Origin of the sequence: Thauera sp. SDU_THAU2 (assembly GCF_038260575.1) — a bacterium.
In the GTDB taxonomy this organism is placed as follows: domain Bacteria; phylum Pseudomonadota; class Gammaproteobacteria; order Burkholderiales; family Rhodocyclaceae; genus Thauera.
Map to the genome: position 1 here is coordinate 4273049 of NZ_JBBWUN010000003.1, position 23714 is coordinate 4296762.

Consider the following 23714-nt stretch of genomic DNA (forward strand, 5'->3'; position numbering starts at 1 on the left):
TTTAGGGTCAGCCGCGCAGCACCTGGGTGAGCACGTGGACGTCGTGGTTGAGCTGGTGGTCGCCGAGGCGCAGCTCGGTAATGGTACGGCAGGCGTGCAGCACCGTCGTGTGGTCGCGGCCGCCGAAGGCTTCGCCGATCGCCGGCAGGCTCATCGGCGTCAGCTCCTTGGCCAGCCACATCGCCACCTGGCGCGGCCGGGCGATGACGCGGGTGCGCTTCTTGGAGTGCATGTCGGCGACCTTGATCTTGTAGTAGTCGGCGACGGTCTTCTGGATGTGCTCGATCGAAAGCTGGCGGTTGTGCGCGTGCAGCAGGTCCTTGAGCGCTTCCTTGGCCACTTCGAGGCCGATCTGGCGGCCGTGGAAGCGGGCATAGGCGACGACCTTGTTGAGCGCGCCTTCGAGCTCGCGCACGTTCGAGCGCAGGTTCTTGGCGATCAGGAAGGCGACGTCGTCGTCCACCGCCACCCGCAGCGCCTCGGCCTTCTTCTTCAGGATGGCGACGCGCATTTCCAGCTCGGGCGGCTCGATCTGCACCGTCAGGCCCCAGTCGAAGCGGGAGATCAGGCGGTCTTCCAGGCCCTGGATGTCCTTGGGGTAGGTGTCGCAGGTGATGACGATCTGCTTGCGCGCTTCGGTCAGGGCGTTGAAGGCGTGGAAGAACTCTTCCTGCGTCCGGTTCTTGTTGTTGAAGAACTGGATGTCGTCGATGATCAGCATGTCCAGCGAGCGGTAGTAGCGCTTGAAGGCGTCGAAGCTCTTCTGCTGGTAGGCGCGCACGACGTCGGCGTAGTAGTCCTCGACGTGCACGTAGCGGATCACCGCGCGCGGGTTGTGCCTGAACACCGCGTTGCCGATGGCGTGCACCAGGTGGGTCTTGCCGAGGCCGACGCCGCCGTAGACGAACAACGGGTTGTACGAGGTGCCGGGGTTCTGCGATACCTGCATCGCCGCGGCGCGGGCGAGGTCGTTGGCGCGGCCGGTGACCAAGGTGCCGAAGGTGAAGTCCGGGTTCAGGCGGGTTTTCTCGTAGGCCAGCTCGAGGCCGGACGATGCAGCCGGCGCAGCGGCGGTGTCCTTGTCGCGGCTGGCGGCGGCCGGTGCGCGCGGGGCACGGGCGGGCGCGGCTTCCACCGCAGCCGGTGCCGGGCTGGCATCGGCGGCCGGTTCAGCCACAGCGGGACGGGCTGCTGCGGCCGCAGCGGCGGCGGCCGGGCGGCTGGCGCGCGTGGCGCCGACCGGCGGCAACTGGAGTTCGACCTGCAGCGGGCTGCCGCCGAGTTCCTCGCCCAGTTCGTGGATGCGGCGCAGGTAGCGCTCGCGCACCCATTGCAGCACGAAGCGGTTGGGCGCGATCAGCTTGAATACGCCGTCCTCGCCGGACTCGGCCCGCAGGGTCTTGATCCAGGTGTTGAACTGCTGCTGCGGCAACTCCTGTTCAAGGCGCGACAGGCAGAAAGGCCAGAATTCTTCGGTCACGGCGGGTTCGTGGGCGTTCGGTTCGTGTTGTTTGTAGGCGCTATCTACAGCAAGTCGTGCGGCATGCGCGCTCAGGCGGCGCATTGGCGGGCACGGGCAGGGGGATGCTGCATGGGCGGCTTCTTGGCGGCCGGATGTTCGACGTCGGCGCCTGCCGTTGCCGGCGAAGCTCATGGACCGGCTATTCTAACCCTGCGAGCAGGACTTATCCACAGGCTCGGCCAAAAATTATGATTGACAAACATGGGATTATCCATTTAACTCTCGCGTTTGACCTAACATTGGCAGTCGATCATGAAACGCACCTACCAGCCCTCCGTCGTCCGTCGCAAGCGCACCCATGGTTTCCTGGTCCGCATGAAGACCCGTGGCGGCCGTGCGGTCATCCGCGCACGTCGTGCCAAGGGCCGTCATCGCCTCGCCGTCTGAGGTGACGTTGCCCCCGGGCGCTGACCAGGGTTTCCGCAGCGCTCACAGATTGCACAAAACGGATGAGTATTCATCCGTTTTTGCTTTTCGGCGGGCACTGCGCGGGCGCTTCTACATGCTGCACTATCGCCCCAACGGCCTCGACACGGCCCGGCTGGGCGTGGTGGTGGCCAAGAAGCTCGCCAAGCGCGCCAACACCCGCAACTTGGTGAAGCGCATCGCGCGCGAGATCTTTCGCCGCAATCGTGAATCCTTGCCCGCGGTCGACATGGTCGTCCGCCTGCATGCACCGGTCGCCAAGGCGACACGGGCCGAGATGAACCAGGACCTGCTCGCTTTGCTGCAAAAGCTGCCCCGGCCATGAAAACCCTGTTGATCGCCCTGCTGCGCTTCTACCGCTATGCGATCAGCCCCATGCTGGGGCGCAACTGCCGTTTTCATCCGACCTGCTCCGAGTACGCGATCGAAGCCGTCCAGCGCCACGGCGCACTGCGCGGCGGCTGGCTCGCGGCAAGACGGGTGGGGCGTTGTCACCCTTTCAATCCGGGCGGGTATGATCCCGTTCCCTGACCTGAGACAGAACGAATCCGATGGATCAACGCCGCCTCATCCTCTTCCTGGTTTTCTCCTTCTCGCTGGTGATGCTGTGGGAAGGCTGGATCAAGCATAACAACCCTGCGCCGGCAGCCCAGACGACGGCTGCCGCCGGCGCAGCGGCCGACGGTTCGGTGCCGACGCCGTCGGCCGGCCTGGCTGCGAGCCAGAACGCCGTGCCCGGCGGGCAGGCCGCCACTGCCACGGCGCCGCGCACCGTGGTCGAAACCGACCTGCTGCGTGCCGAAGTGTCCGCCGAGGGCGGCGACATCGTCCGCCTCGAACTCAAGCAGCACCAGGCCAGCGGCGAGAGCGACGCCAACTTCGTGCTGCTGGACGACGGCTCGGTCCGCCACCAGTATTTCGCCCAATCCGGCCTGATCGGCGAAGGCCTGCCGACGCACAAGACGCTGTTCGCGCTGCCGGCCTCCGAATTGGCGCTGAAGGACGGCGAGGACCAGGTCGAACTGCGCCTGCAGGCGCCCGAGCAGAACGGCCTGCAGGTCACCAAGGTGATGCGCTTCCAGCGCGGCAGCTACCTGATCGACGTCAGCTACGAGATCAACAACGGCAGCGGCCAGGCCATCGCTCCGCACGCCTACTTCCAGCTCACCCGCGACGGCAATGCCGCCGAGCAGGTCGAAGCTTTCGGCGTGAATACCTTCACCGGCCCGGCCTTCTTCACCGACGCCGAGAAGTTCCAGAAGGTGCATTTCGACGACATCACCGAAGGCAAGGCCAAGTTCGTCAAGAACGCCAGCGACGGCTGGGTGGCGATGGTGCAGCACTACTTCGTTAGCGCCTGGCTGCCGGAGCAGGGCGCGCAGCGCGAATACTTCGCCCGTCCGCTGGGCAACAACCTGTTCTCGGCCGGCCTGATCATGCCGGTGGCCGCGATCGAACCGGGTGCGCAGGCCACGGTCGGCACCCGCCTGTACGCCGGCCCGCAGGAGCAGGACAAGCTCGAAGGCATCGCCCCGGGGCTCGACCTGGTGGTCGACTACGGCTGGCTGACGGTGATCGCCGCGCCGCTGTTCTGGGTGCTGTCGTGGTTCCACAAGCTGACCGGCAACTGGGGCTGGGCCATCATCCTGGTGACCGTCGCGCTCAAGTTGCTGTTCTTCCCGCTGTCGGCCGCCAGCTACAAGTCGATGGCCAAGATGCGCGTGCTCGGCCCGCGCCTGCAGCGCATGAAGGAGCTGTACGGCAACGACAAGGCCAAGATGCAGCAGGAGATGATGAATCTCTACCGCACCGAGAAGATCAACCCGCTCGGCGGCTGCCTGCCCATCCTGGTGCAGATCCCGGTGTTCATCGCGCTGTACTGGGTGCTGCTGGGCAGCGTCGAGATGCGCCACGCGCCGTGGCTGGGCTGGATCCAGGATCTGTCGGCGAAGGACCCCTACTTCATCCTGCCGATCATCATGGGCGCTTCCATGCTGATCCAGATGAAGCTGAACCCGACGCCGCCGGACCCGATCCAGGCCAAGGTCATGATGGCGATGCCGATCGTGTTCACCTTCATGTTCCTGTGGTTCCCGTCCGGCCTGGTGCTGTACTGGGTGGTCAACAACATCCTGTCGATCGCCCAGCAATGGCAGATCACGCGGATGATCGAAAGTGCAAAACCCGGCAGCAAGGACGCCTGACACCATTGCCGCCATCGCGACGGCACCGGGCCGGGGAGGCATCGGTGTCGTTCGCGTCTCGGGCGCCAGCCTGAGCGAATTCGCCGCCGCGCTCTGCGGCCGCGCGCCGCAGCCGCGCAAGGCCATGCTGGCGACCTTCACCGATGCCGCCGGCGAGGCCATCGACCAGGGCATCCTGCTCCATTTCCCCGGCCCCGCCTCCTTCACCGGCGAGGATGTGCTCGAACTGCAAGGCCACGGCGGTCCGGTGGTCATGCAGATGCTGCTGGCGCGCTGCCTCGAACTCGGCGCCCGCCTTGCCGAACCCGGCGAATTCACCCGCCGCGCCTTCCTCAACGGCAAGCTCGACCTCGCCCAGGCCGAAAGCGTCGCCGACCTCATCGAAGCCTCGACCGCCGCCGCCGCCCGTTCCGCGGTGCGCTCGCTGTCCGGCCGCTTCTCGGAAGAAATCCACCGCATCGTCGATGCGCTGATCGACCTGCGCATGCTGGTCGAAGCCACGCTGGACTTCCCCGAGGAAGAAATCGAATTCCTCGAACGCGCGCGTGCGATGCCGCGCCTCGAAGAAATCCGCGACAAGCTCGAAAGCGTGCTCGACCGCGCCCGCCAGGGCGCGCTGCTGCGCAGCGGTCTCAACGTCGTGCTGGTCGGCGAACCCAACGTCGGCAAATCCAGCCTGCTCAACCAGCTCGCCGGTGAAGACCGCGCCATCGTCACCGACATCGCCGGCACCACCCGCGACGCGTTGCGCGAGACGATCCAGATCGAGGGCATCCCGCTGCACATCATCGACACCGCCGGCCTGCGCGAAACCGCCGACACCGTCGAACGCATCGGCATCGAGCGCACCTGGCGCGAAATCGAACGCGCCGACGTCATCCTGCGCCTCATCGACGCCAGCGCGACCGCGCCGGATAGCGCCCCCGAAGCCATCGACGCCCGCCTGCCACGCGACGCCGAACGCATCATTGTCGCCAACAAGATCGACCTCGCCGGCCTCGAAGCCGGCCGCATCGAAGACGAAAGCGGCCACGTCCGCCTTCAGGTCGCCGCCCGCCACGGCACCGGCATCGACCTCGTCCGCGCCGAATTGCTGCGCATCGCCGGCTGGCACGCCCACGGCGAAGACGTCATCCTCGCCCGCGAACGCCACCTCCACGCCCTGCGCGCCGCCCTCGCCCACGTCGAATCCGCCGCCACCCAGTCCGCCGCCCTCGAACTCTTCGCCGAAGAACTGCGCCTGGCGCAGGAAAGCCTCGGCGAGATCACCGGGGAGTTCAGTGCGGACGATCTGCTGGGGGTGATCTTTTCGAGGTTTTGCATCGGCAAGTGAGCGAGTAGTGAGAGCTTTTTTTAACATGAGTTGTTTTTCATGTTAAAAAATACGGAAAATTAGAACATGAAGCATGCTCTCATACATAATTCGCGTGTTGAATCGAATGGAGTCCTGACATGGCCCTGCAAGGCAACTACGTCATCCCCGAGTTGCCCCCGGCAGGTGTGGATTTCCATACGCCGGAACTCCTCAAGGCATTGGTGACGGCGCACCGCCATCTGGCGGAGCTGAAGGGGTGTGCCGCAAGCATTCCGAACCAGGGAATTCTGATCAATACCTTGGCATTGCAAGAGGCCAAAGCCAGTTCGGAGGTCGAGAGTTACGTGACGACCCAGGACGAACTGTTTCAGGCCGATCTGCACATCGCGGAATGGATGTCACCCGCAGCCAAGGAGGTATCTCGCTACCGTGAGGCGCTGATGCACGGGTTCGAACGCATGCGGGAGCAGCAAGGCATTTTGAGCAACGGAACGCTGATAGGGCTGTTTCAATTGCTCAAGAATAGCAGCGAAGCCTTTCGTTCCAGTGGAGGTACCGTACTGAAGAATGAAAGGACAAGGGCCACGGTGTTCGTGCCACCGCAGGATGGTGCAAGCGTGCTGGCGCATATGCAAGCCTTGGAACGCTTTATCAACGATGAAACCGTCTGTGACTTGGACCCGATCATCAAAATGGCTTTGATTCACCACCAGTTCGAGAGTATTCACCCTTTCAGCGACGGTAATGGCCGCATTGGCCGGATTCTGTGCGTGCTGTATCTGGTGCAGGCTGGTCTATTGGATACGCCGGTTTTGTATTTGTCGCGCTATATCAACCAGCACAAGAGGGACTACTATCACTTGTTGCAGGCAGTGCGCGACGAGACACCGAATGCGGCTGCGTGGCACGACTGGGTAAGATTTATGCTGTACGCGGTGGCGGAGACGGCTCAGCGTGCCGTGCAACTGGTGGGTGGCATGCGCGAGTTGATGGCCGAGACCAAGCGTCGCATGCGCACAAACTTGCCAAAGTTGTATTCTCAGGACTTACTCAACAACTTGTTTCGCCATCCCTACACGCGCATCGAGTTTGTGCAGCGCGATTTGAGTATCACACGGCAAACGGCGGCGCGTTATCTTCGGCAGCTGGCACAGGTGGATTTGGTGCAGGAGCATAGCCAAGGCAAGCATCTGTACTTCATCAACGTGCCGTTAGTGCAGTTGCTGGCTCAGGGAGAACATTGATGGCTGAACTATCCGGAATTTCCGGATAGTTCAGCGGAAGGACAGCCCCGATCCACGAAGCAGTCCATTTCCAGCCCTTACACCCCCACCGTCTCCGCCTGCTCCTCCAGCAGCACGTCGCGTTCACCTTCCCGCACCCAGGTCGTCAGGCCCATCTTCGCCATCAGCGCGAGGAAGGGGCGAGGCGGCAGTTCTTCGACGTTGACCATGCGGCGCACGTCCCAGGTGCCGTCGGCGATCAGCAGCGCGGCGGCGACGGCCGGGACGCCGGCGGTGTAGGAGATCGCCTGACTGCCGATTTCACGGTAGTTCTCTGCATGATCGCAGATGTTGTAGATGAATACCGTGCGTTCCTTGCCGTCCTTCTCGCCGCGCACCATGTTGCCGATGCAGGTCTTGCCGGTGTAGGCGGGGGCGAGCGAGGCGGGGTCGGGGAGGACGGCCTTGAGCACCTTGAGGGGGACGACTTCCTGGCCTTCGGCGGTGCGCACCGGCTTTTCGGACAGCATGCCGATGTTCTTGAGCACGGTGAACACGTTGATGTAGTGCTCGCTGAAGCCCATCCAGAAGCGGATGTTGGGCACGTCGAGGTTCTGCGACAGCGAGTGCAATTCGTCGTGGCCGGTGAGGTAGGCGGTCTGCTTGCCGACCACGGGCAGGTTCCAGTCCTTGCGGTACTCGAACATCTTCGAGGGCGTCCATCGCCTGTCCTGCCAGGACCAGACGGTGCCGGTGAATTCGCGGAAATTGACCTCGGGGTCGAAGTTGGTGGCGAAGTAGCGGTCGTGGCGGCCGGCGTTGATGTCGATGATGTCGATGGCGTCGATGCGGTCGAAGTATTCGTCGCAGGCCAGGCGGGCGTAGGCATTGACCACGCCGGGGTCGAAGCCGGCGCCGAGGATGGCCGTGATACCGGCGGTTTTGCAGGCTTCACGCCGTTTCCATTCGTAGTTGCCGTACCAGGGCGGTGTTTCGCAGATCTTGGCCGGGTCTTCGTGGATGGCGGTGTCGATGTAGGCTGCGCCGGTGTGCAGGCAGGCTTGCAGCACCGACATGTTCAGGAAGGCCGAACCGACGTTGATGACGATGCGCGCATCGGTGTCGCGGATCAGGGCTTCGGTGGCGGATATATCCAGCGCATCCAGCGCATGGGCGTGCAGCACGCCGGGGCGTTGCAGGCTGCCCTTGGCGTGCACCGAATCGATGATCGCCTGGCATTTGCCGAGGGTGCGGGAGGCGAGGTGGATGTCGCCGAACTGCTTGTTGTTCTGTGCGCATTTGTGCGCGACCACGTGGGCCACGCCGCCGGCACCGATGATGAGGACATTGGGTTTCATCTGTCAGCTCCTTGCGATGGAATGCCTGGCTTGCGCTCAGGACAGGCTGTCTGCGTAGTCGTGGTAGCCGAACTGGCGTACCACCCGTTCCGATCCGTCGAGCTCGCGCACGACGATGGAGGGCATGGTCAGACCGTTGAACCAGTTCTTCTTGACCATCGTGTAGCCGGCGGCGTCGCGGATCGACAGCCGCTGGCCGATTTCGAGCGCTTGCGGAAAATCGAACTCGCCGAAGATGTCGCCGGCCAGGCAGGACTTCCCATAGATCAGGTAGCGGTGCGGGCCTGCATGGGGTTCGACGCGGGCCTGCAGGCGGTAGATCAGGAGGTCCAGCATGTGGGCTTCGATCGAGGCGTCCACCACGGCCAGTTGCTTGCCGTTGTACAAGGTGTCGAGCACGCTGACTTCCAGGCTGGCGCTGTCGCTGATCGCGGCTTCGCCCGGCTCCAGGTAGACCTGCACGCCATGGCGTTCCGAGAAGCTGCGCAGGCGGGCGCAGAAGGCTTCCAGCGGATAGTCGTCGGCGGTGAAGTGGATGCCACCGCCCAGGCTGACCCATTCGACCTGCGAGAGCAGGGTGCCGAAGCGCGTTTCGATTTCACCGAGCAGGGCGTCGAAACGGGCGAAGTCGCGGTTCTCGCAGTTGTTGTGGATCATGAAGCCGCTGATTTGGCCGATGAAGGGCGCGACGCGCGCAGGATCGGCTTCGCCCAGGCGGCTGAACGGCCGGGCAGGATCGGCGAGGTCGTAGCCGGAGCTGCTGACGCCCGGGTTCAGGCGCAGGCCGACCGGCTTGCCGGCAGCGCGGCCGGCGTGGCGCTCGAACTGGCTCAGGCTGTTGAAGATGATCTTGTCGGCGTGGGAGACGACTTCGTCGATTTCGTGGTCGGCGTAGGCCACGCTGTAGGCGTGGGTTTCGCCGCCGAACTTCTCGTGCCCCAGCCGCACCTCGTACAGCGAGGACGAAGTGGTGCCGTCCATGTATTCACGCATCAGGTCGAAGACCGACCAGGTCGCGAAGCACTTGAGCGCGAGCAGGACCTTGGCGCCGGACTGCTTGCGGACGACGTCGATGCGCTGCAGATTCTTCAGCAGGCGCGATTTGTCGATCAGGTAGTAAGGTGTCTGAATCACGATGTCGCAATGGCCAAACTGCACCTTTCAAAAGCCGGGTGCAAATGAATCGGGCCGCGGCGTGCTGTGTCATGCCGCGGGCGTGTCGTAAAGGCACTGGCCAGGAGGGCCAGATTCAATGGGGTATTCGGCGGTGGTGCAGGGCCTGGCAAGGCCTGCGGCTGAATGGCCTGAGATCGAGGGGCGTGCGATGACAGCTGATGCGCACGACGGGCAGGCGGTACCCAGACCCTTGCGAAAATCGCGGTCTTGGGCTGTTTTCCGTTTGGGAGGTGTTCAGGCGAACTGAGACGATCCCCAATTGGAACAGGGCGTCTATTGACATGGCGTCCTCTCCAACCAGCAGATGGCCCGGCGGGGTGCCGGACGCGCCATTCTAAGTCAAGTATCCCGGAGTCTCAAGCCATTGTTTCCATTGGCTCTCTGCAGGATATCCACAGGTGGTGTCGCGGACTGCGCATGTCCGGCGCGTGGAGGCTTCCATTCCGGGTAAGATCGCAGGCGCGCGACGCACGTTCAAACGCTTGGGTAGCACGGCTGCCGGAGGAAAAACGGGCGTCTTGGCGTTGCGTGCCGGCATCCACGATGTCGACACCCCGATGTGTTCCACGTGAAACAAATGATGGATGCCGAATTTCTTTTCGTAGTGCTGGGCCTTGCCGCAATGTTTGCCGGCTTCGTGGATGCAATCGTCGGTGGTGGCGGCCTGATCCAGATTCCTGCCTTGCTCGCGGCTTTCCCTGCCAGTGCACCGGCAAACCTGTTCGGCACCAACAAGATCGCCAGCATCGTCGGCACCATGAGTGCGGCAGTCCAGTACAGTCGGCGGGTGGAGATACCCTGGCGAGTGGTCGGCCCAGGTGCGGTCGCGGCGCTGCTGGGTTCCTGGTACGGCGCCAAGGCGGTGGTGTTTCTCGATCCGGCCGTGCTGCGGCCGCTGATACTGGTGCTGCTGATCCTCGTTGCGCTCTACACCTTCGTGCGCAAGGATCTGGGCACGGTTTCCACCGAGCCGGCGCACGGCCGGCGCTCGGTTGTGCTGGCGCTGGGCATCGGTGCGGTGATCGGTTTCTACGACGGCTTCTTCGGCCCGGGGACGGGCAGCTTCCTGATCTTCCTGTTCATCCGCTTGCTGGGCATGGATTTCCTGCGGGCTTCGGTGTCGGCGAAAATCCTGAATGTATCGACCAATCTGGCGGCGATCGCCTACTTCGCCAGTACGGTCGAACTGATGTGGAAGCTGGGCCTGGTGATGGCGCTGTGCAATCTTTGCGGGGCGGTCGTCGGTTCCCGCCTGGCGCTGAAGCGCGGCTCCGGCTTCGTGCGCAAGATGTTCCTTGTGGTGGTGACGGTGCTGATCGCGCGGCTTGCCTACGATACCTTCCTTCGCTGACGGCGTTTTGTTTCACGTGGAACAAGTGAAGGCGGTAGCCAGGAAACACCCGGCTTGCCCGTCCTGGAATTGCTACCGAAGGGTGCTCGCACAATCGGTGAATCGCCGTTTGTTCAAGGGAGGCCAGCAGCATGGCTGATACGAAACCCTCGCTGCCGGAAGAGCTGTTGTCCGAATGGCTGAGCGAGGACGCCGGATACTTCCTCAAGGCTGGCCGCCTGTTGGAGGCAGGGAGATCCCGTTTCCAGCGCTACGAAGTCTGGGAAACGCCGCGCTTCGGCCGCTTGTTCCGGCTCGACGGCTGCTTCATGAGTTCGGAGCGGGACGAGTTCCTCTACCACGAGAACCTGGTCCACGTGCCCGGCATGGCGCACGATGGGCTGCGCCGGGTGCTGGTCATCGGTGGTGGTGACGGCGGTTCGGCCGAGGAGTTGCTGAAGCACCCGACGATCGAGCAGGTGAAGATCGTCGAACTGGACGAGAAGGTCGTCGACATCTCGCGCCGCTACCTGCATGGCGTGCACCACGGCGCCCTCGACGACCCGCGCGTCGAGCTTCAGATTGGTGATGGCCTGCGCCATGTCACCGACGGTCCGGCAGCCGCCAGCCGATACGACCTGATCGTGCTCGACCTGACCGATCCGGAAGGCCTGGCCGAGGCGTTGTATGGCGAGGATTTCTTCTGCGCCTGCCGTGCCTTGCTCGCTGAGGGTGGCGCGCTGAGCCTGCACCTGGGCGCACCTTTCTTCCAGCCCGAACGGGTCAGCAGCCTGATGCAGCGCCTGCGCCGGGTGTTCGCCTGCGTGCGACCTTATCTTGTCCACATTCCCTTGTATGGCAGCCTGTGGGGGCTGGCAACCGCTTCCGATCGACTCGATCCGCTCGTCGTGAATGCCGACGAGATCGATCGCCGCATCGCGGCGCGGCGAATCGGCGGGCTTCAACATTACAATGGCGCGGTACATCACGCGCAGTTCGCGCTCCCCAATCATCTGCGCGCATTGCTGGCCTGACGAAGGTCGGCAGCGCGCGCCGCAAGGTTTCGACATCCAGTGAGTCCTTCCCCGCCCAGGCGCCCGCGTGCGGCGCCCCCGCATTCCCGTCCCCGCAGTACGGCCAATGTGCGTCCTTCTTCGCCGGGGCGCCGTAGCGCACCCGCGCCGCGCCCGGTGCTGCCCGAAGACAGCCTCGGCTACGCCATGCTGCGCGCGGCCGAACTCGTTGCCGGCGTGATGGAAGGCGGCAATCTGACCGACGCCTTCGAACGCATGGCTGCGGACCACGCCGCGTGGCCGGACGCCACCCGCGGCGCGGTGCGCGATCTGGCCTGGTCGACGCTGAGGGACTACGGGACGGGCGATGCCGTCCTGCAGCAGTTCCTGCACAGTCCGCCGGCCGTGCTCATCCATGGTTTGCTGCTGGTCGCGCTGACGCGGCTCGAACAGCGGCCGGAGCAGGCGCACACCGTCGTGGACCAGGCGGTGCAGGCCGTGGCGGTGGCCATGCCGGGGCTGAAGGGCATGGTCAACGGCGTGCTGCGCAATACCCTGCGCCAGCGGCAGCAATGGCCATCCTGGGTCGAAGCGGACGAGGAGGCGCGCCATGCGCATCCGCGCTGGTGGATCACGCGGGTGAGGGCGGATCATCCCGAGCACTGGCGCGCCATCCTGGAAGCAGGCAGGCAGCGCCCGCCGATGGCACTGCGGGTGAACCGGCGGTGGGCGGAGGTGGATGCGGTCGTCGCCGAGCTGGAAGCAGCAGGCATCGTGGTACGGGCGGTCGGCGGCCCGACCGTACTGCTGGCCCAGCCGGTGCCGGTCGCGCGGCTGCCGGGCTTCGCCGAAGGCAGGGTGTCGGTGCAGGATGCCGGTGCCCAGCGTGCCGCGCTGCTGCTGGCGCCGCGGGCCGGCGAGCGGGTGCTCGACGCCTGCGCCGCGCCGGGCGGCAAGACGGCCCATCTGCTGGAGCTGGCCGATATCGAGCTGACGGCGCTCGAGCTCGACCCGCTGCGTGCCCAGCGTATCCGGACCAACCTCGACCGCCTCGGCCTGGAGGCGCGCATCCAGGTGGCCGACTGCGCCAGGCTGGATAGCTGGTGGGACGGGCGTCCGTTCGACCGCATCCTGGCCGACGTGCCGTGCTCGGCATCGGGCGTGGTGCGCCGCCATCCCGACATCAAGTGGCTGCGCCGCGACGAGGACATCGCCGGCTTCGCCGCCCAGCAGGCCCGCATCGTCGATGCGCTTTGGCAGACCCTGGCTCCGGGTGGCACAATGCTCTACGTCACGTGTTCGGTGTTCGGGCAGGAGAACGCTGCACAGCTCGCCGCTTTCCTCCGCCGCCACACCGATGCCGAATCCGATCCCATCGACGGTTTTCCCGATTGCCAATTGCTGCCCGATGCCGATCATGACGGCTTCTATTTCGCCCGCCTGCGCAAGAAGGCTTGAGCGCCTGCTGCGTGCCTGCTGCACGCTGCTGGTGCTGTTTGCCTTCGTGTCCGCCGTGCATGCCGATGACGCCCGTATCCGCAGTGCGGAGATCGTGCGCGGCGACGGCGGCTACGTGCTCAATGCCGACATCGACATCGAGCTCAACTCCCGCCTCGCCGATGCGGTGGCGCGTGGCGTGTCGCTGTATTTCATCACCGAGCTGCGCATCGAGCGGCCGCGCTGGTACTGGCTGAACGAAGTCGTCGTCGATCGCAGCCTGCACTACCGCCTGTCCTACCATGCGATCACCCGTAGCTACCGGCTGTCGATCGGCAGCTTCCACCAGAGCTTCGACGACCTCGACGCCGCGGTGCGCACCATGCAGCGCGTGCGCAACTGGCAGATCGCCGACACCTCGCAGCTTGCCGCCGGCCAGTCGCACGAAGTGGCGCTGCGCTTCCGGCTCGATACCAGCCAGTTGCCCAAGCCTTTCCAGGTGACGGCGATCGGCGGCCGCGACTGGAACCTGGGCACGGATTGGGCCACCTGGACCTTCCTGCCCGGGGTGGCGGGCCAGCGATGAAGCGCTTCCTGCTCATCGTCGCGGCGGCACTGGCCGCGATCTCGCTCTTCCTGCTGACCTCGGCCAGTTCGAACACCGAACTCTTCGTCAGCAGCTATCCTTACCTGTTCGCGCTCAACGGCGTGCTGGTCGTCGCCCTGGCCGGCCTGGTCGGCGTGCAGTTGCGCCAGTTGTGGCGCGAGTACCGCACGCGCCAGTTCGGCTCCCGGCTCAAGTACCGCCTGGTGCTGATGTTCGCGCTGATGGGCGTGGTGCCCGGCGTGGTCGTGTATGCGGTGTCGCTGCAGTTCGTCGTGCGCAGCATCCAGAGCTGGTTCGACGTGCGGGTGGAGTCCGCGCTGGAAGGCGGCATCGCGCTCGGCCAGAACGCGCTCGACTATCTCGTCGGCCAGATCAGCGACAAGGCCGCCGACATGGCGCTGGACCTCGAAGGCGTGGAGCGGGTTTCGCCCGCGCTGCTGAACCGCCTGCGCGAACAGGCGGCGGTCGGCGGCGCCACCGTGCTGACGGCCAACGGCCAGATCCTGGCGATGGCGGCCGACGCCTCGGCCGGCCTGATCCCGGACCTGCCCAGCGCCAACCAGCTGCGCCAGGCGCGCGGAGTGCGCGTCTTCCATGTGGTCGAGAGCCAGTCCGACGGCCGCCTGGTGATTCGCGTGATCACGCAGATTCCGTTGCGCACGCTGGCCGGCGAACCCCACCTGCTGCAGCTGACCCAGGCCGTGCCCGAGACCTTCGGCCGGCATGCCGAGGCGGTGCAGGACGCCTATCGCGAATACCAGCAGCTCACGCTCGGCCGCGAGGGGCTGAACCGCATCTACACCCTGACGCTGACGATGACGCTGCTGCTGGCGCTGCTGACGGCGGTGGCCGCCGCCTTCATCATCGCCCGCCGCCTGGCGGCGCCGCTGCTGATCCTGGCCGAAGGCACGCAGGCGGTGGCACAGGGCGACTTCAGCCCGCGCCAGGCGCTGCCGGCGCGCGACGAGCTCGGCGTGCTGACCCAGTCCTTCAACCGCATGACGCGCCAGCTCGAAGAAGCCCGCGAGGCCGCCGAACGCAACCGCGCCGCGGTCGAGTCGGCGCGTGCCTACCTGGAGAGCGTGCTCGCCAACCTGTCGACCGGCGTGCTCGCGTTTACGCCCGACGGCAGGCTGCGGGCGGCCAACCACGGCGCGGCGCAGATCCTGGACGACGCCCTGGCCGGCTTCGAGGACATCACGCTGGCCGAATGGCCGCGCCTGGAGGGTTTCCGCGATGCACTGCTCGATGGTTTCGCCGCCAACGACAGCGACTGGCAGGCGCAGATCGAACTGCCGATGAAGGACAGCACGCCGCTGACGCTGCTGATCCATGGTTCGCGCCTGCCCGAGGGCAGCGGCGGCGGGCTGGTGGTGGTGTTCGACGACATCTCGCACCTGATCGCCGCGCAGCGCACCGCGGCCTGGGGCGAAGTGGCGCGGCGGCTGGCGCACGAGATCAAGAATCCGCTGACGCCGATCCAGCTTTCGGCCGAGCGGCTGGCCTTCAAGCTCGCCGACAAGCTCGACGACAGCGGCCGCGAGATGCTCGAGCGCGGCACGACGACGATCGTCAACCAGGTCGAGGCGATGAAGAACCTGGTCAACGCCTTCCGCGACTATGCCCGCCTGCCGGCGCCGCAACTGGCGGTGATCGATCTCAATGCGCTGATCCGCGAGGTGCTGCACCTGTACGAGAGCGCCGCGTCGCTGATCCGGCCCGAGCTGGCCGCCGACCTGCCGCGCGTGCGCGGCGATGCCAGCCAGTTGCGGCAAGTCATCCACAACTTGCTGCAGAATGCGCAGGATGCGCTGGCCGGTGTCGATGGCGGCAAGGTGAGGGTGATCACCCGGCGCGAAGGCGAGCGCGTGGTGCTGATGTTCCGCGACAATGGCCCGGGCTTCCCGGCCGAAGTGCTGGCGCATGCCTTCGAGCCTTATTTCACCACCAAGTCGCGCGGCACCGGGCTGGGCCTGGCGATGGTCAAGAAGATCGTGGACGAACACGGCGGCGACGTCCGCCTGGCCAATCTCGACGGCGGCGGGGCGGAAATCCGTATCCGGCTGCGCCCGGCCGAAACGAATGACGAAGACTGAACACAATGGCAAAGATACTCATCGTTGACGACGAAATCGGCATCCGCGAGCTCCTGTCGGAGATCCTGCGCGACGAGGGCTACGACATCCTGCTCGCCGAGAACGCCACGGTGGCGCGGGCGATGCGCAATGCCGGGCGGCCCGACATCGTGCTGCTCGACATCTGGATGCCGGATACCGATGGCATAACGCTGCTGAAGGAATGGGCGGCGAACGGCCAGCTCAACATGCCGGTGGTGATGATGTCGGGCCACGGCACCATCGACACCGCGGTCGAAGCGACGCGCATCGGCGCGATCGATTACCTGGAAAAGCCGATCGCGCTGCAGAAGCTGCTGGCGGCGGTCAAGCGCGGGCTGCAGCGTCCGCTCGCGCCCGGTGCGCCGGCGCCGCTGACGCTGGCCGCCTTCACCCGCTCGGTGCCGCTGCGCGAACTGCGCCGCCGCGTGGAACAGATCGCCAGCAGCTCGCGCCTGCTGCTGCTGCGGGTAGGCGCGGGCAGCCTCGCCGAACTGGTCGCGCGCAGCGTCAACGACGGCCGCGCGGCCTGGCTCGACCTCGCCGCGATCTCGGCGCCGCTCGACATCAGCCAGTTGCAGGCGACCCAGGGCGGCGTGCTGTTCGTCGGCGAGCTGGCACGGCTGTCGCGTGCGCAGCAGAAGAATCTGGCCTTTGCCGTCGACCGCCTCGATCGCTACGACCTGCGCCTGGTGGCCGCCACCGACCGCAGTGCCGAGGCGCTGCTGGCCGAAGGCTGGGAAGAGGCGCTGGTGTCGCGGCTGTTCGAAGTCAGCCTGGCGCCGCCGTCGATCGCCGACGTGCGCGACGACCTGCCCGAGCTCGCCAGCCAGATCCTGCTTCACCTGGTCGAAGGCGGCGAAGTGCCGCTGCGCAGCTTCTCGACGGCGGCGCTCAACCAGATGCGCAACCTGCAGTGGCCGGGCGGCTACGCTGAGCTGCGCGCCGCGGTGAAGTCGCTCGCGCTCGGCACGCTGGAAGAGGAGATCGGTGCCGGCGACGTGCGCCGCCTGCTGCCGCCCGATGCCGCGGCCAGTTCGATCGGGGTGTCCTTCGACCAGCCGCTGCGCGAGGCGCGCGAGGCCTTCGAGCGGCTGTATTTCGAGCACCACCTGCGGCTGGAGGCCGGCAACATGACGCGCCTGGCCGAGAAGACCGGGCTGGAGCGCACTCACCTCTACCGCAAGCTCAAGCAGCTCGGCCTGCAGGCGGGGCGCCGGCACGAGGAGAACTGAGCCGCCAGCGGATGTTGCGCTGCAACAATTGTGTTCCGCGATTGTGCAGGGCAGCGTAGAATCCCCGCCGATACGTACTGCGGAAGCGTTCGGTGAAGATCATCATTCTCGGTGCCGGCCAGGTCGGCGCCTCGGTGGCGGAAAACCTCGCTTCCGAAGCCAACGACATCACCCTCGTCGACACCAGCCCCGACAACCTCGGGGTGCTGCGCGACCGGCTCGAAGTGCGTACCGTGTGCGGCAATGCAGCATCGCCCAGGGTGTTGCGCGAAGCCGGCGCCGACGATGCCGACCTGCTGATCGCCGTCACCCAGTCCGACCAGACCAACCTGTGCGCCTGTCGCATCGCCAAGGCGCTGTTCAACCTGCCGACGCGCATCGCGCGGCTGCGCTCGACCGATTACGTCGATTACCCCGAACTGCTCGACGAGGACAATTTCGCCGTCGATTTCTCCATCTGCCCCGAGCAGGTCGTCACCGACTACATCGAACGCCTGATCGCCTTTCCCGAGGCCTTGCAGGTGCTGGAGTTCGCCGGCGGCGTGCTCAGCCTGATCTGCGTGCGCGCCTTCGAAGGCGGGCCGCTGGTGGGGCATCCGCTGAAGGCGCTGAAGTTCCACCTGCCCAACGTCGAAGTCCGCATCGCCGCGATCTACCGCAACGGCGTGCCGATCATCCCGCAGGGCGACACCGTCATCGTGCCGGACGACGAAGTCTTCTGCCTCGCCGCCACCGTGCATGTGCGCCAGGTGATGCGCGAGCTGCGCCGTTCGGACAAGCCGATGCGGCGGATCATCATCGCTGGCGGCGGCAACATCGGCTTCCGCCTGGCGCAGTCGATCGAGGAGAACTACCACGTCAAGATCATCGAGACGCGGCAGGAGCGCGCCGAGCTGCTGGCCGGCCAGTTGTCGCGCGCGCTGGTGCTGCGCGGCGACTCGACCGACGAGAAGCTGCTCGAGAACGAAGGCATCGACGAGACCGACCTGTTCGTCGCGCTGACCAACGACGAGGAAGACAACATCATGTCGGCCTCGCTCGCCAAGCGCATGGGTGCGCGCCGCACGCTGGCGCTGATCAACCGCCGCAGCTACGTCGACCTGGTGCAGGGCGGGCCGATCGACATCGCCATCTCGCCCGCGCATACCTCGATCGGCACCCTGCTCGCGCACGTGCGCCGCGGTGACGTGGTGGCGGTGCACAGCCTGCGGCGCGGCGCCGCCGAGGCGCTGGAGATCATTGCCCACGGCAGCCGCAAGGATTCCAAGGTGGTGGGGCGGACGATCGAGGAGATTCCCTTCCCCAAGGGCGCGACCATCGGCGCCATCGTGCGCGAGGTGAAGCGCGACGACGGCCGGCTGCTGCGGCGCGAGGTGATCATGCCGCATCACGATACGGTGATCGAGGAGAACGACCACGTGATCGTGTTCTGTACCCACAAGAATCTGGTGCGCAAGGTCGAGAAGGTCTTCCAGGTGGGTTTCCACTTCCTCTGACACGGCTGATCCGACATGCGCGCCTACCGTCCTGCGCTGAACGCGCTCGGCCTGATCATCATGATCTTCGGCCTGCTGATGGGCTTTCCGCTCGCGGTGTCGCTGTGGCTCGACGACGGCGCGGCACTGGCCTACGACAAGGCGCTGTTCGCCACCTTCACCGCCGGCCTGCTGCTGTGGCTGGCGACCCGCGGCGTGCGGCGCGACTTGCGGGTGCATGACGGCTTCTTCCTCGTCGTCGCCACCTGGGTGATCCTGCCGCTGTTCGGCTCGCTGCCGCTGATGGCCTACATGCCGGCGCTCAGCTTCACCGACGCCTACTTCGAGGCGGTGTCGGGCCTCACCGCCACCGGCGCGACCGTGCTGTCCGGCCTGGACGACCTGCCGATCTCGATCAACCTGTGGCGCACCCAGATGCACTGGATCGGCGGCATGGGCATCATCGTGCTGGTGGTGGCGATCCTGCCGCTGCTGGGCATCGGCGGTAGGCAGGTCTACAAGGCCGAGGTGCCGACGCCGATGAAGGATTCCAGCCTCACGCCGCGCATCACCGAGACTGCCAAGGGGCTGTGGCTGACCTACATGCTGCTGACCGTCGCCTGTGGCCTCAGCCTGTGGGGGGTGGGAATGGACGGCTGGGACGCGCTGATCCATGCCTTCTCGATCACCGGCCTGGGCGGCTTCTCGAGCAAGGACGCCTCGCTCGGCCATTTCGCCAACCTGAACGTCGATATGGTGGCGATGCTGTTCGCGCTGCTGGCCGGCCTGAACTACGCCACCCACTACCTCGCTTTGGTGCGCGGCTCGCTGCGGCCCTACTCGCGCGATCCGGAGATTCCGTTCTACTTCGGCGTGCTGCTCTTCAGCATCGCGCTGCTGACGATCTACCTGCTGGTCTGGGAGAGCCACGACGACCCGCTCCTGACCCTGCGCAGCGTGGCTTTCCACGTGGTGTCGATCTCGACTTCGCTCGGCCTGGTCATCGAGGACTATTCCGGCTGGCCGATGTTCGCCCAGGTCTGGATGCTCTTCCTCGGCAGCTTCATCGCCTGTTCGGGCTCGACCGGCGGCGGCATCAAGATGCTGCGGGCAATGATCCTGTACAAGCAGGTGCTGCGCGAGATCGTGCGTTCGCTGCATCCCAACGCGGTGCATCCGGTGCGCATCCGCAAGCAGCCGGTGCCGGACAACATCCTGCACGCCGTGCTCGGCTTCAGTTTCACCTACATGGTGTCGATCACCTGCCTGACGCTGATCCTCTCCGCCACCGGGCTGGAACTGCTGACTGCCTTCTCGGCCGTGGTCGCCTGCCTCAACAACACCGGCCCCGGCCTGGCAGGGGTCGGGCCGGGCGGCAACTACCAGGTCCTGTCGATGTTCCACAAGTGGGTGCTGGCGTTCACGATGATCCTCGGCCGGCTCGAGATCTTCACCGTGCTGGTGGTGCTGACGCCGGCTTTCTGGCGGCGCTGAGGCGATTCCGCGCCTGTTTGACGCGCAACAAGCCCATCCGGGCGGTCGACGGGCGATAATCGCGGCTTGTGCCCGAACGAACGCCATAAGGACTCGACGTGAGCCGTCTCAAGAACGACACTTTCCTGCGCGCGCTGCTGCGCCAGCCCACCGAATACACCCCCGTCTGGCTGATGCGCCAGGCCGGCCGCTACCTGCCGGAGTACTGCGAGACGCGCAAGCGCGCCGGCAGCTTCCTGCAGCTGTGCAAGAGCCCGGCGATGGCCTGCGAAGTCACGCTGCAGCCGCTGGCCCGCTACGATCTCGATGCCGCGATCCTGTTCTCCGACATCCTCACCGTGCCGGACGCGATGGGCCTCGGCCTGTACTTCGCCGAAGGCGAGGGGCCGCGCTTCGAGCGTCCGCTGAAGGACGAATGGGAGATCCGCAACCTCAGCGCGCCCGATCCACATGCCGAGCTGCAATACGTCATGGACGCGGTCAGCGAGATCCGCCGCGCGCTCGACGGCAGCGTGCCGCTGATCGGCTTCTCCGGCAGCCCATGGACGCTGGCCTGCTACATGGTCGAAGGCGGCTCGTCGAGCGACTACCGCAAGGTCAAGAGCCTGGCCTACAGCCGCCCCGACCTGATGCACCACATCCTCGACGTCACCGCGCAGGCGGTGGTGAAGTACCTCAACGCCCAGATCGAAGCCGGCGCCCAGGCGGTGATGGTGTTCGACTCCTGGGGCGGCGTGCTGTCCGAAGCGGCCTACCGCGAATTCTCGCTGCGCTACCTGGAACAGGTGGTGTCCGGCCTGATCCGCGAGCGCGACGGCCAGCGCGTGCCCAGCATCGTGTTCACCAAGGGTGGCGGCCTGTGGCTGGAGTCCATCGCCGCGATCGGCTCCGACGCGGTCGGCCTGGACTGGACCATGGACATCGGCCGCGCCCGCCAGCTGGTGGGCGACAAGGTCGCGCTGCAGGGCAATCTCGACCCCAACGTGCTGTTCGCCCCGCCCGAGACCGTGGCCGCTGAGACCCGCCGCGTGCTGGATTCCTTCGGCAATCATCCGGGCCACGTCTTCAACCTCGGCCACGGCATCTCGCAGTTCTCCCCGCCCGACAACGTCACGGTGCTGGTCGATACCGTGCACGAACACAGCCGCAAGCTGCGCGCGCAGGGCTGATCGAAGGCCCTATCCGGCGATGCCGCGGCGGCCGCTTTCCGGAAGGCCGCCGCCGCCTGCTGTCAAGCACTAAATCAGCATCCGGAGGCTTGACTTATACACATCGCCTCGTTCCGCCGGCCGGATCAGCATCAGATTTCGGTTTTATTCCGCTGTTTTCATAAGCAATTGAAAACAAAGAAAATTTTAAAAGCACAATGTTAAGGCAATGTGACGGAAAGCCTGATCTGGCGCCGGTTTGAGGCCGATTCACCCATCTTTCCCACAAACTTATCCACAGGTTTTGTGGACAAGCGCAAGGCTGGTTTTCCCGCCAATGGCTTGCCCGGCATTTTCGTGGTTCATTCTCACGAACCATGCTCAAGCCGCTGAAGTACAACGGTTTTTCGGATCCTCACTGCTGCCGCATGCCCATCCTCCGTGTCGCCCTGCCGGTTCCGCTGCCGCAAGTGTTTGATTATCTTGCCCCGGACGCATCCGAAGCCGACATCGGGCGCTGCGTCAAGGTGCCGTTCGGGCGCGGCGAACGCAACGGCCTGATCGTTGCCCTGGCGACCGAGGCCGACGTCGACCCGGCGCGGCTCAAGGCCGTGCACCACATCCAGCGCGACGTGCCGCCGCTGCCGCCGGACTGGCTGGAGCTGGTCGCTTTCGTCGCCCGCTACTACCACGCGCCGATCGGCGAAGTCGTCGCCCTCGCGCTGCCGCCCGGCCTGCGCCGGGCCGACGGCGTTTGCGGCGACGAAGACGATCCCCTGCTCGACATCGGTCCTGCCAGCAGCGAAGCCTTGCAGGCCGGCCGCCGCCCGAGCAAAGCGCTTGCCCTGCTGCAGGCACTGGCGCAGGACACGCCGCCGTGGCGGCGGAGCGTGGTGCGCGAACGCGAGGGCGGCGAAGCGGTCGGCGACCTGCTGCGTCGCGGCTGGCTGGTCGAGGCCGCGCTCGATACCCCGAGCCGGGCCGCGTCCGGCGCCCTGCCGGCACTGACCACGGAACAGCACGGCACGGTGAAGGCCATCCTGGACGCCGGCGAGGGCTTCCGCAGCTGGCTGCTGCACGGCGTCACCGGCAGCGGCAAGACCGAAGTCTACCTGCGCCTGGCGGCCCACATGCTGGCGCAGGGCCGACAGGTGCTGATGCTGGTGCCCGAGATCGCGCTGACGCCGCAGCTCGAACAGCGCGTCGCCCAGCGCTTTGCCGCTGCCCGCATCGTCAGCCTGCATTCCGGCCTGGCCGACGGCGCGCGCTCGCGCGGCTTCGTCCAGGCCCTCAGCGGCCACGCCGACATCGTGCTCGGCACCCGGCTCGCGGTGTTCGCGCCGCTGCCGCGGCTGGGCCTGATCCTGGTCGACGAGGAACACGACGCCTCCTACAAGCAGCAGGAAGGCGTGCGCTATTCGGCGCGCGACGTCGCGGTGTGGCGCGCCCGCCAGCGCGGCGTGCCGGTGGTGCTGGGTTCGGCCACGCCGTCGCTGGAAACCTGGTACCACGCCCGCAGCGAACGCTACGCGCTGCAGGTGCTGAAGCAGCGCGCGGTGGCGGCCACGATGCCGGCGGTGCGCTGCATCGACGTGCGCCGGCTGAAGCTGGACGAAGGGCTCAGCCCCGGCCTGCAGGCGGCGATCGCGCAGCGGCTGGAACGCGGCGAGCAGAGCCTGGTGTTCCTCAACCGCCGCGGCTACGCGCCGGTACTGTCCTGCCCGTCCTGCGGCTGGGTCAGCCGCTGCCCGCACTGCTCGGCCAACCTCGTCGTGCACCTCGCCGACCGCCGCCTGCGCTGCCACCACTGCGGCTGCGAGGGCGGCATCCCGCACGCCTGCCCGAGCTGCGGCGACCAGGACATCAAGCCCTTCGGCCGCGGCACGCAGCGCATCGAAGCGCGCCTGGCCGAGCTGTATCCGCAGGCGCGGGTGCTGCGGGTCGATCGCGATGCCGCGCGCACGCGCAAGCAATGGGAAGCGCTGCTCGACACCATCGCCGCAGGCGGCGCCGACATCCTGGTCGGCACCCAGATGATGGCCAAGGGGCACGACTTCCCGAACCTGACCCTGGTCGGCGTCATCGGCGCCGACGCCTCGCTGCATGCCGCCGACTTCCGCGCCCCCGAGCGCCTGTTCCAGCAGCTGATGCAGGTCGGCGGCCGCGCCGGGCGGGGCGCGCTGCCCGGCGAAGTACTGATCCAGACCGAATACCCGGAGCATCCGCTCTACCAGCACCTTGCCCGCCACGACTTCGACGCCTTCGCCCGCATGGAGCTGCAGGCGCGCCGCAGCGCCGGTTTCCCGCCCTTCAGCCACCAGGCCATGCTGCGCGCCGATGCGCCGGCGCTGGACGACGCCGTCGAGTTCCTCAGCCACGCCCGCCGCCTGGCCGTCGAGCGCGCCCCGGCCGGACTGCGCATCTACGACCCGGTGCCGATGCGCATGACGCGCCTGGCCCGCCGCGAACGCGCCCAGCTACTGGTCGAAGCCGACCAGCGCAGCCTGCTGCAGGCCTTCCTGACGGACTGGATGGCGCTGCTCTACCACCAGCGCACCGCGCGCGAGTTGCGCTGGCAGCTGGATGTGGATCCGCTGGAAGTGTGAGGCCAAGGGCCATTCACTCGCCGAAAGCAAG

19 protein-coding genes are annotated in these 23714 nt (G+C 66.2%); 16 read left to right on the forward strand and 3 right to left on the reverse strand.

Annotated elements, in window-relative coordinates; genetic code table 11:
• Positions 1-7: 7 nt before the first annotated feature.
• Positions 8-1480 carry a chromosomal replication initiator protein DnaA gene (gene dnaA, locus AAFL97_RS21675; RefSeq protein ID WP_341646699.1) on the reverse strand — a complete coding sequence of 491 codons (1473 nt, stop codon included), beginning with the start codon at positions 1478-1480 and terminating at the stop codon, positions 8-10.
• Positions 1481-1774: 294 nt separating this feature from the next.
• Between dnaA and rpmH the strand changes: the two genes are divergently transcribed.
• The 6 genes from rpmH (at position 1775) to AAFL97_RS21705 (ending at position 6711) form a co-directional block, all read left to right on the forward strand.
• On the forward strand, positions 1775-1909 hold the full coding sequence (gene rpmH, locus AAFL97_RS21680) for a 50S ribosomal protein L34 (protein WP_002926183.1): 135 nt from the start codon (positions 1775-1777) through the stop codon (positions 1907-1909).
• Between the two features lies 1 nt (position 1910).
• Entirely contained in the window at positions 1911-2273 is a 363-nt protein-coding gene (gene rnpA / locus AAFL97_RS21685) for a ribonuclease P protein component (protein WP_088178839.1), read from the forward strand.
• On the forward strand, positions 2270-2479 hold the full coding sequence (yidD, locus tag AAFL97_RS21690) for a membrane protein insertion efficiency factor YidD (protein WP_004350463.1): 210 nt from the start codon (positions 2270-2272) through the stop codon (positions 2477-2479). Before rnpA ends, yidD begins: the two co-directional genes overlap by 4 nt.
• Before the next feature lie 20 nt (positions 2480-2499).
• The gene (gene yidC / locus AAFL97_RS21695) at positions 2500-4152 is read left to right on the forward strand and encodes a membrane protein insertase YidC (RefSeq protein ID WP_341646700.1); all 1653 of its coding nucleotides are present in this window, start codon (positions 2500-2502) and stop codon (positions 4150-4152) included.
• Positions 4124-5485, forward strand: coding sequence for a tRNA uridine-5-carboxymethylaminomethyl(34) synthesis GTPase MnmE (gene mnmE / locus AAFL97_RS21700; protein WP_341646701.1), 1362 nt, complete (start codon positions 4124-4126; stop codon positions 5483-5485). Before yidC ends, mnmE begins: the two co-directional genes overlap by 29 nt.
• 119 nt (positions 5486-5604) lie before the next feature.
• A complete protein-coding gene (locus AAFL97_RS21705; protein WP_341646702.1) occupies positions 5605-6711 on the forward strand; it encodes a Fic family protein in 1107 nt (368 codons plus the stop codon).
• Positions 6712-6788: 77 nt separating this feature from the next.
• Here AAFL97_RS21705 and AAFL97_RS21710 read toward each other — a convergent pair whose 3' ends face one another.
• Together AAFL97_RS21710 and AAFL97_RS21715 are read right to left on the reverse strand one after the other, a co-directional pair.
• The gene (locus AAFL97_RS21710; RefSeq protein ID WP_341646703.1) at positions 6789-8048 is read right to left on the reverse strand and encodes a saccharopine dehydrogenase family protein; all 1260 of its coding nucleotides are present in this window, start codon (positions 8046-8048) and stop codon (positions 6789-6791) included.
• Between the two features lie 36 nt (positions 8049-8084).
• Positions 8085-9182, reverse strand: coding sequence for a carboxynorspermidine decarboxylase (locus AAFL97_RS21715; RefSeq protein ID WP_341646704.1), 1098 nt, complete (start codon positions 9180-9182; stop codon positions 8085-8087).
• A gap of 622 nt (positions 9183-9804) precedes the next feature.
• On the opposite strand from AAFL97_RS21715, the gene AAFL97_RS21720 reads away from it, so the two are divergent.
• The 10 genes from AAFL97_RS21720 (at position 9805) to AAFL97_RS21765 (ending at position 23683) form a co-directional block, all read left to right on the forward strand.
• The gene (locus tag AAFL97_RS21720) at positions 9805-10575 is read left to right on the forward strand and encodes a TSUP family transporter (protein ID WP_341647216.1); all 771 of its coding nucleotides are present in this window, start codon (positions 9805-9807) and stop codon (positions 10573-10575) included.
• A 131-nt stretch (positions 10576-10706) separates the two neighbouring features.
• Positions 10707-11588: a polyamine aminopropyltransferase gene (gene speE, locus AAFL97_RS21725; RefSeq protein WP_341646705.1), complete on the forward strand. Its 882-nt coding sequence runs from the start codon at positions 10707-10709 to the stop codon at positions 11586-11588.
• A 186-nt stretch (positions 11589-11774) separates the two neighbouring features.
• On the forward strand, positions 11775-13025 hold the full coding sequence (rsmB, locus tag AAFL97_RS21730; protein ID WP_341647217.1) for a 16S rRNA (cytosine(967)-C(5))-methyltransferase RsmB: 1251 nt from the start codon (positions 11775-11777) through the stop codon (positions 13023-13025).
• Positions 12976-13590, forward strand: a complete 615-nt coding sequence (locus AAFL97_RS21735) for a DUF4390 domain-containing protein (protein ID WP_341646706.1) — start codon at positions 12976-12978, stop codon at positions 13588-13590. Before rsmB ends, AAFL97_RS21735 begins: the two co-directional genes overlap by 50 nt.
• Complete coding sequence (locus AAFL97_RS21740) at positions 13587-15707, forward strand: sensor histidine kinase (RefSeq protein WP_341646707.1); 2121 nt, start codon at positions 13587-13589, stop codon at positions 15705-15707. The genes AAFL97_RS21735 and AAFL97_RS21740 overlap by 4 nt, the downstream gene beginning before the upstream one ends.
• 5 nt (positions 15708-15712) lie before the next feature.
• A complete protein-coding gene (locus AAFL97_RS21745; RefSeq protein WP_263461041.1) occupies positions 15713-16960 on the forward strand; it encodes a sigma-54-dependent transcriptional regulator in 1248 nt (415 codons plus the stop codon).
• 92 nt (positions 16961-17052) lie between these two features.
• On the forward strand, positions 17053-18456 hold the full coding sequence (trkA, locus tag AAFL97_RS21750) for a Trk system potassium transporter TrkA (RefSeq protein ID WP_341646708.1): 1404 nt from the start codon (positions 17053-17055) through the stop codon (positions 18454-18456).
• A 15-nt stretch (positions 18457-18471) separates the two neighbouring features.
• Positions 18472-19929 (forward strand): TrkH family potassium uptake protein, encoded by a 1458-nt coding sequence (locus AAFL97_RS21755; RefSeq protein WP_341646709.1) that lies wholly within the window; start codon positions 18472-18474, stop codon positions 19927-19929.
• A gap of 98 nt (positions 19930-20027) precedes the next feature.
• Positions 20028-21098 (forward strand): uroporphyrinogen decarboxylase, encoded by a 1071-nt coding sequence (gene hemE, locus AAFL97_RS21760; RefSeq protein ID WP_341646710.1) that lies wholly within the window; start codon positions 20028-20030, stop codon positions 21096-21098.
• Between the two features lie 407 nt (positions 21099-21505).
• Positions 21506-23683 (forward strand): primosomal protein N', encoded by a 2178-nt coding sequence (locus AAFL97_RS21765; protein ID WP_341646711.1) that lies wholly within the window; start codon positions 21506-21508, stop codon positions 23681-23683.
• Positions 23684-23714 lie beyond the last annotated feature (31 nt).

Coding starts and splice junctions, on each gene's coding strand:
- rpmH (WP_002926183.1), top strand. CDS start 1,775: ATGAAACGCACCTACCAGCCCTCCGTCGTCCGTCGCAAGCGCACCCAT.
- yidD (WP_004350463.1), top strand. CDS start 2,270: ATGAAAACCCTGTTGATCGCCCTGCTGCGCTTCTACCGCTATGCGATC.
- yidC (WP_341646700.1), top strand. CDS start 2,500: ATGGATCAACGCCGCCTCATCCTCTTCCTGGTTTTCTCCTTCTCGCTG.
- AAFL97_RS21705 (WP_341646702.1), top strand. CDS start 5,605: ATGGCCCTGCAAGGCAACTACGTCATCCCCGAGTTGCCCCCGGCAGGT.
- AAFL97_RS21710 (WP_341646703.1), bottom strand. CDS start 8,048: ATGAAACCCAATGTCCTCATCATCGGTGCCGGCGGCGTGGCCCACGTG.
- AAFL97_RS21720 (WP_341647216.1), top strand. CDS start 9,805: ATGGATGCCGAATTTCTTTTCGTAGTGCTGGGCCTTGCCGCAATGTTT.
- speE (WP_341646705.1), top strand. CDS start 10,707: ATGGCTGATACGAAACCCTCGCTGCCGGAAGAGCTGTTGTCCGAATGG.
- rsmB (WP_341647217.1), top strand. CDS start 11,775: ATGCTGCGCGCGGCCGAACTCGTTGCCGGCGTGATGGAAGGCGGCAAT.
- AAFL97_RS21735 (WP_341646706.1), top strand. CDS start 12,976: ATGCCGATCATGACGGCTTCTATTTCGCCCGCCTGCGCAAGAAGGCTT.
- AAFL97_RS21740 (WP_341646707.1), top strand. CDS start 13,587: ATGAAGCGCTTCCTGCTCATCGTCGCGGCGGCACTGGCCGCGATCTCG.
- AAFL97_RS21745 (WP_263461041.1), top strand. CDS start 15,713: ATGGCAAAGATACTCATCGTTGACGACGAAATCGGCATCCGCGAGCTC.
- AAFL97_RS21755 (WP_341646709.1), top strand. CDS start 18,472: ATGCGCGCCTACCGTCCTGCGCTGAACGCGCTCGGCCTGATCATCATG.
- AAFL97_RS21765 (WP_341646711.1), top strand. CDS start 21,506: ATGCCCATCCTCCGTGTCGCCCTGCCGGTTCCGCTGCCGCAAGTGTTT.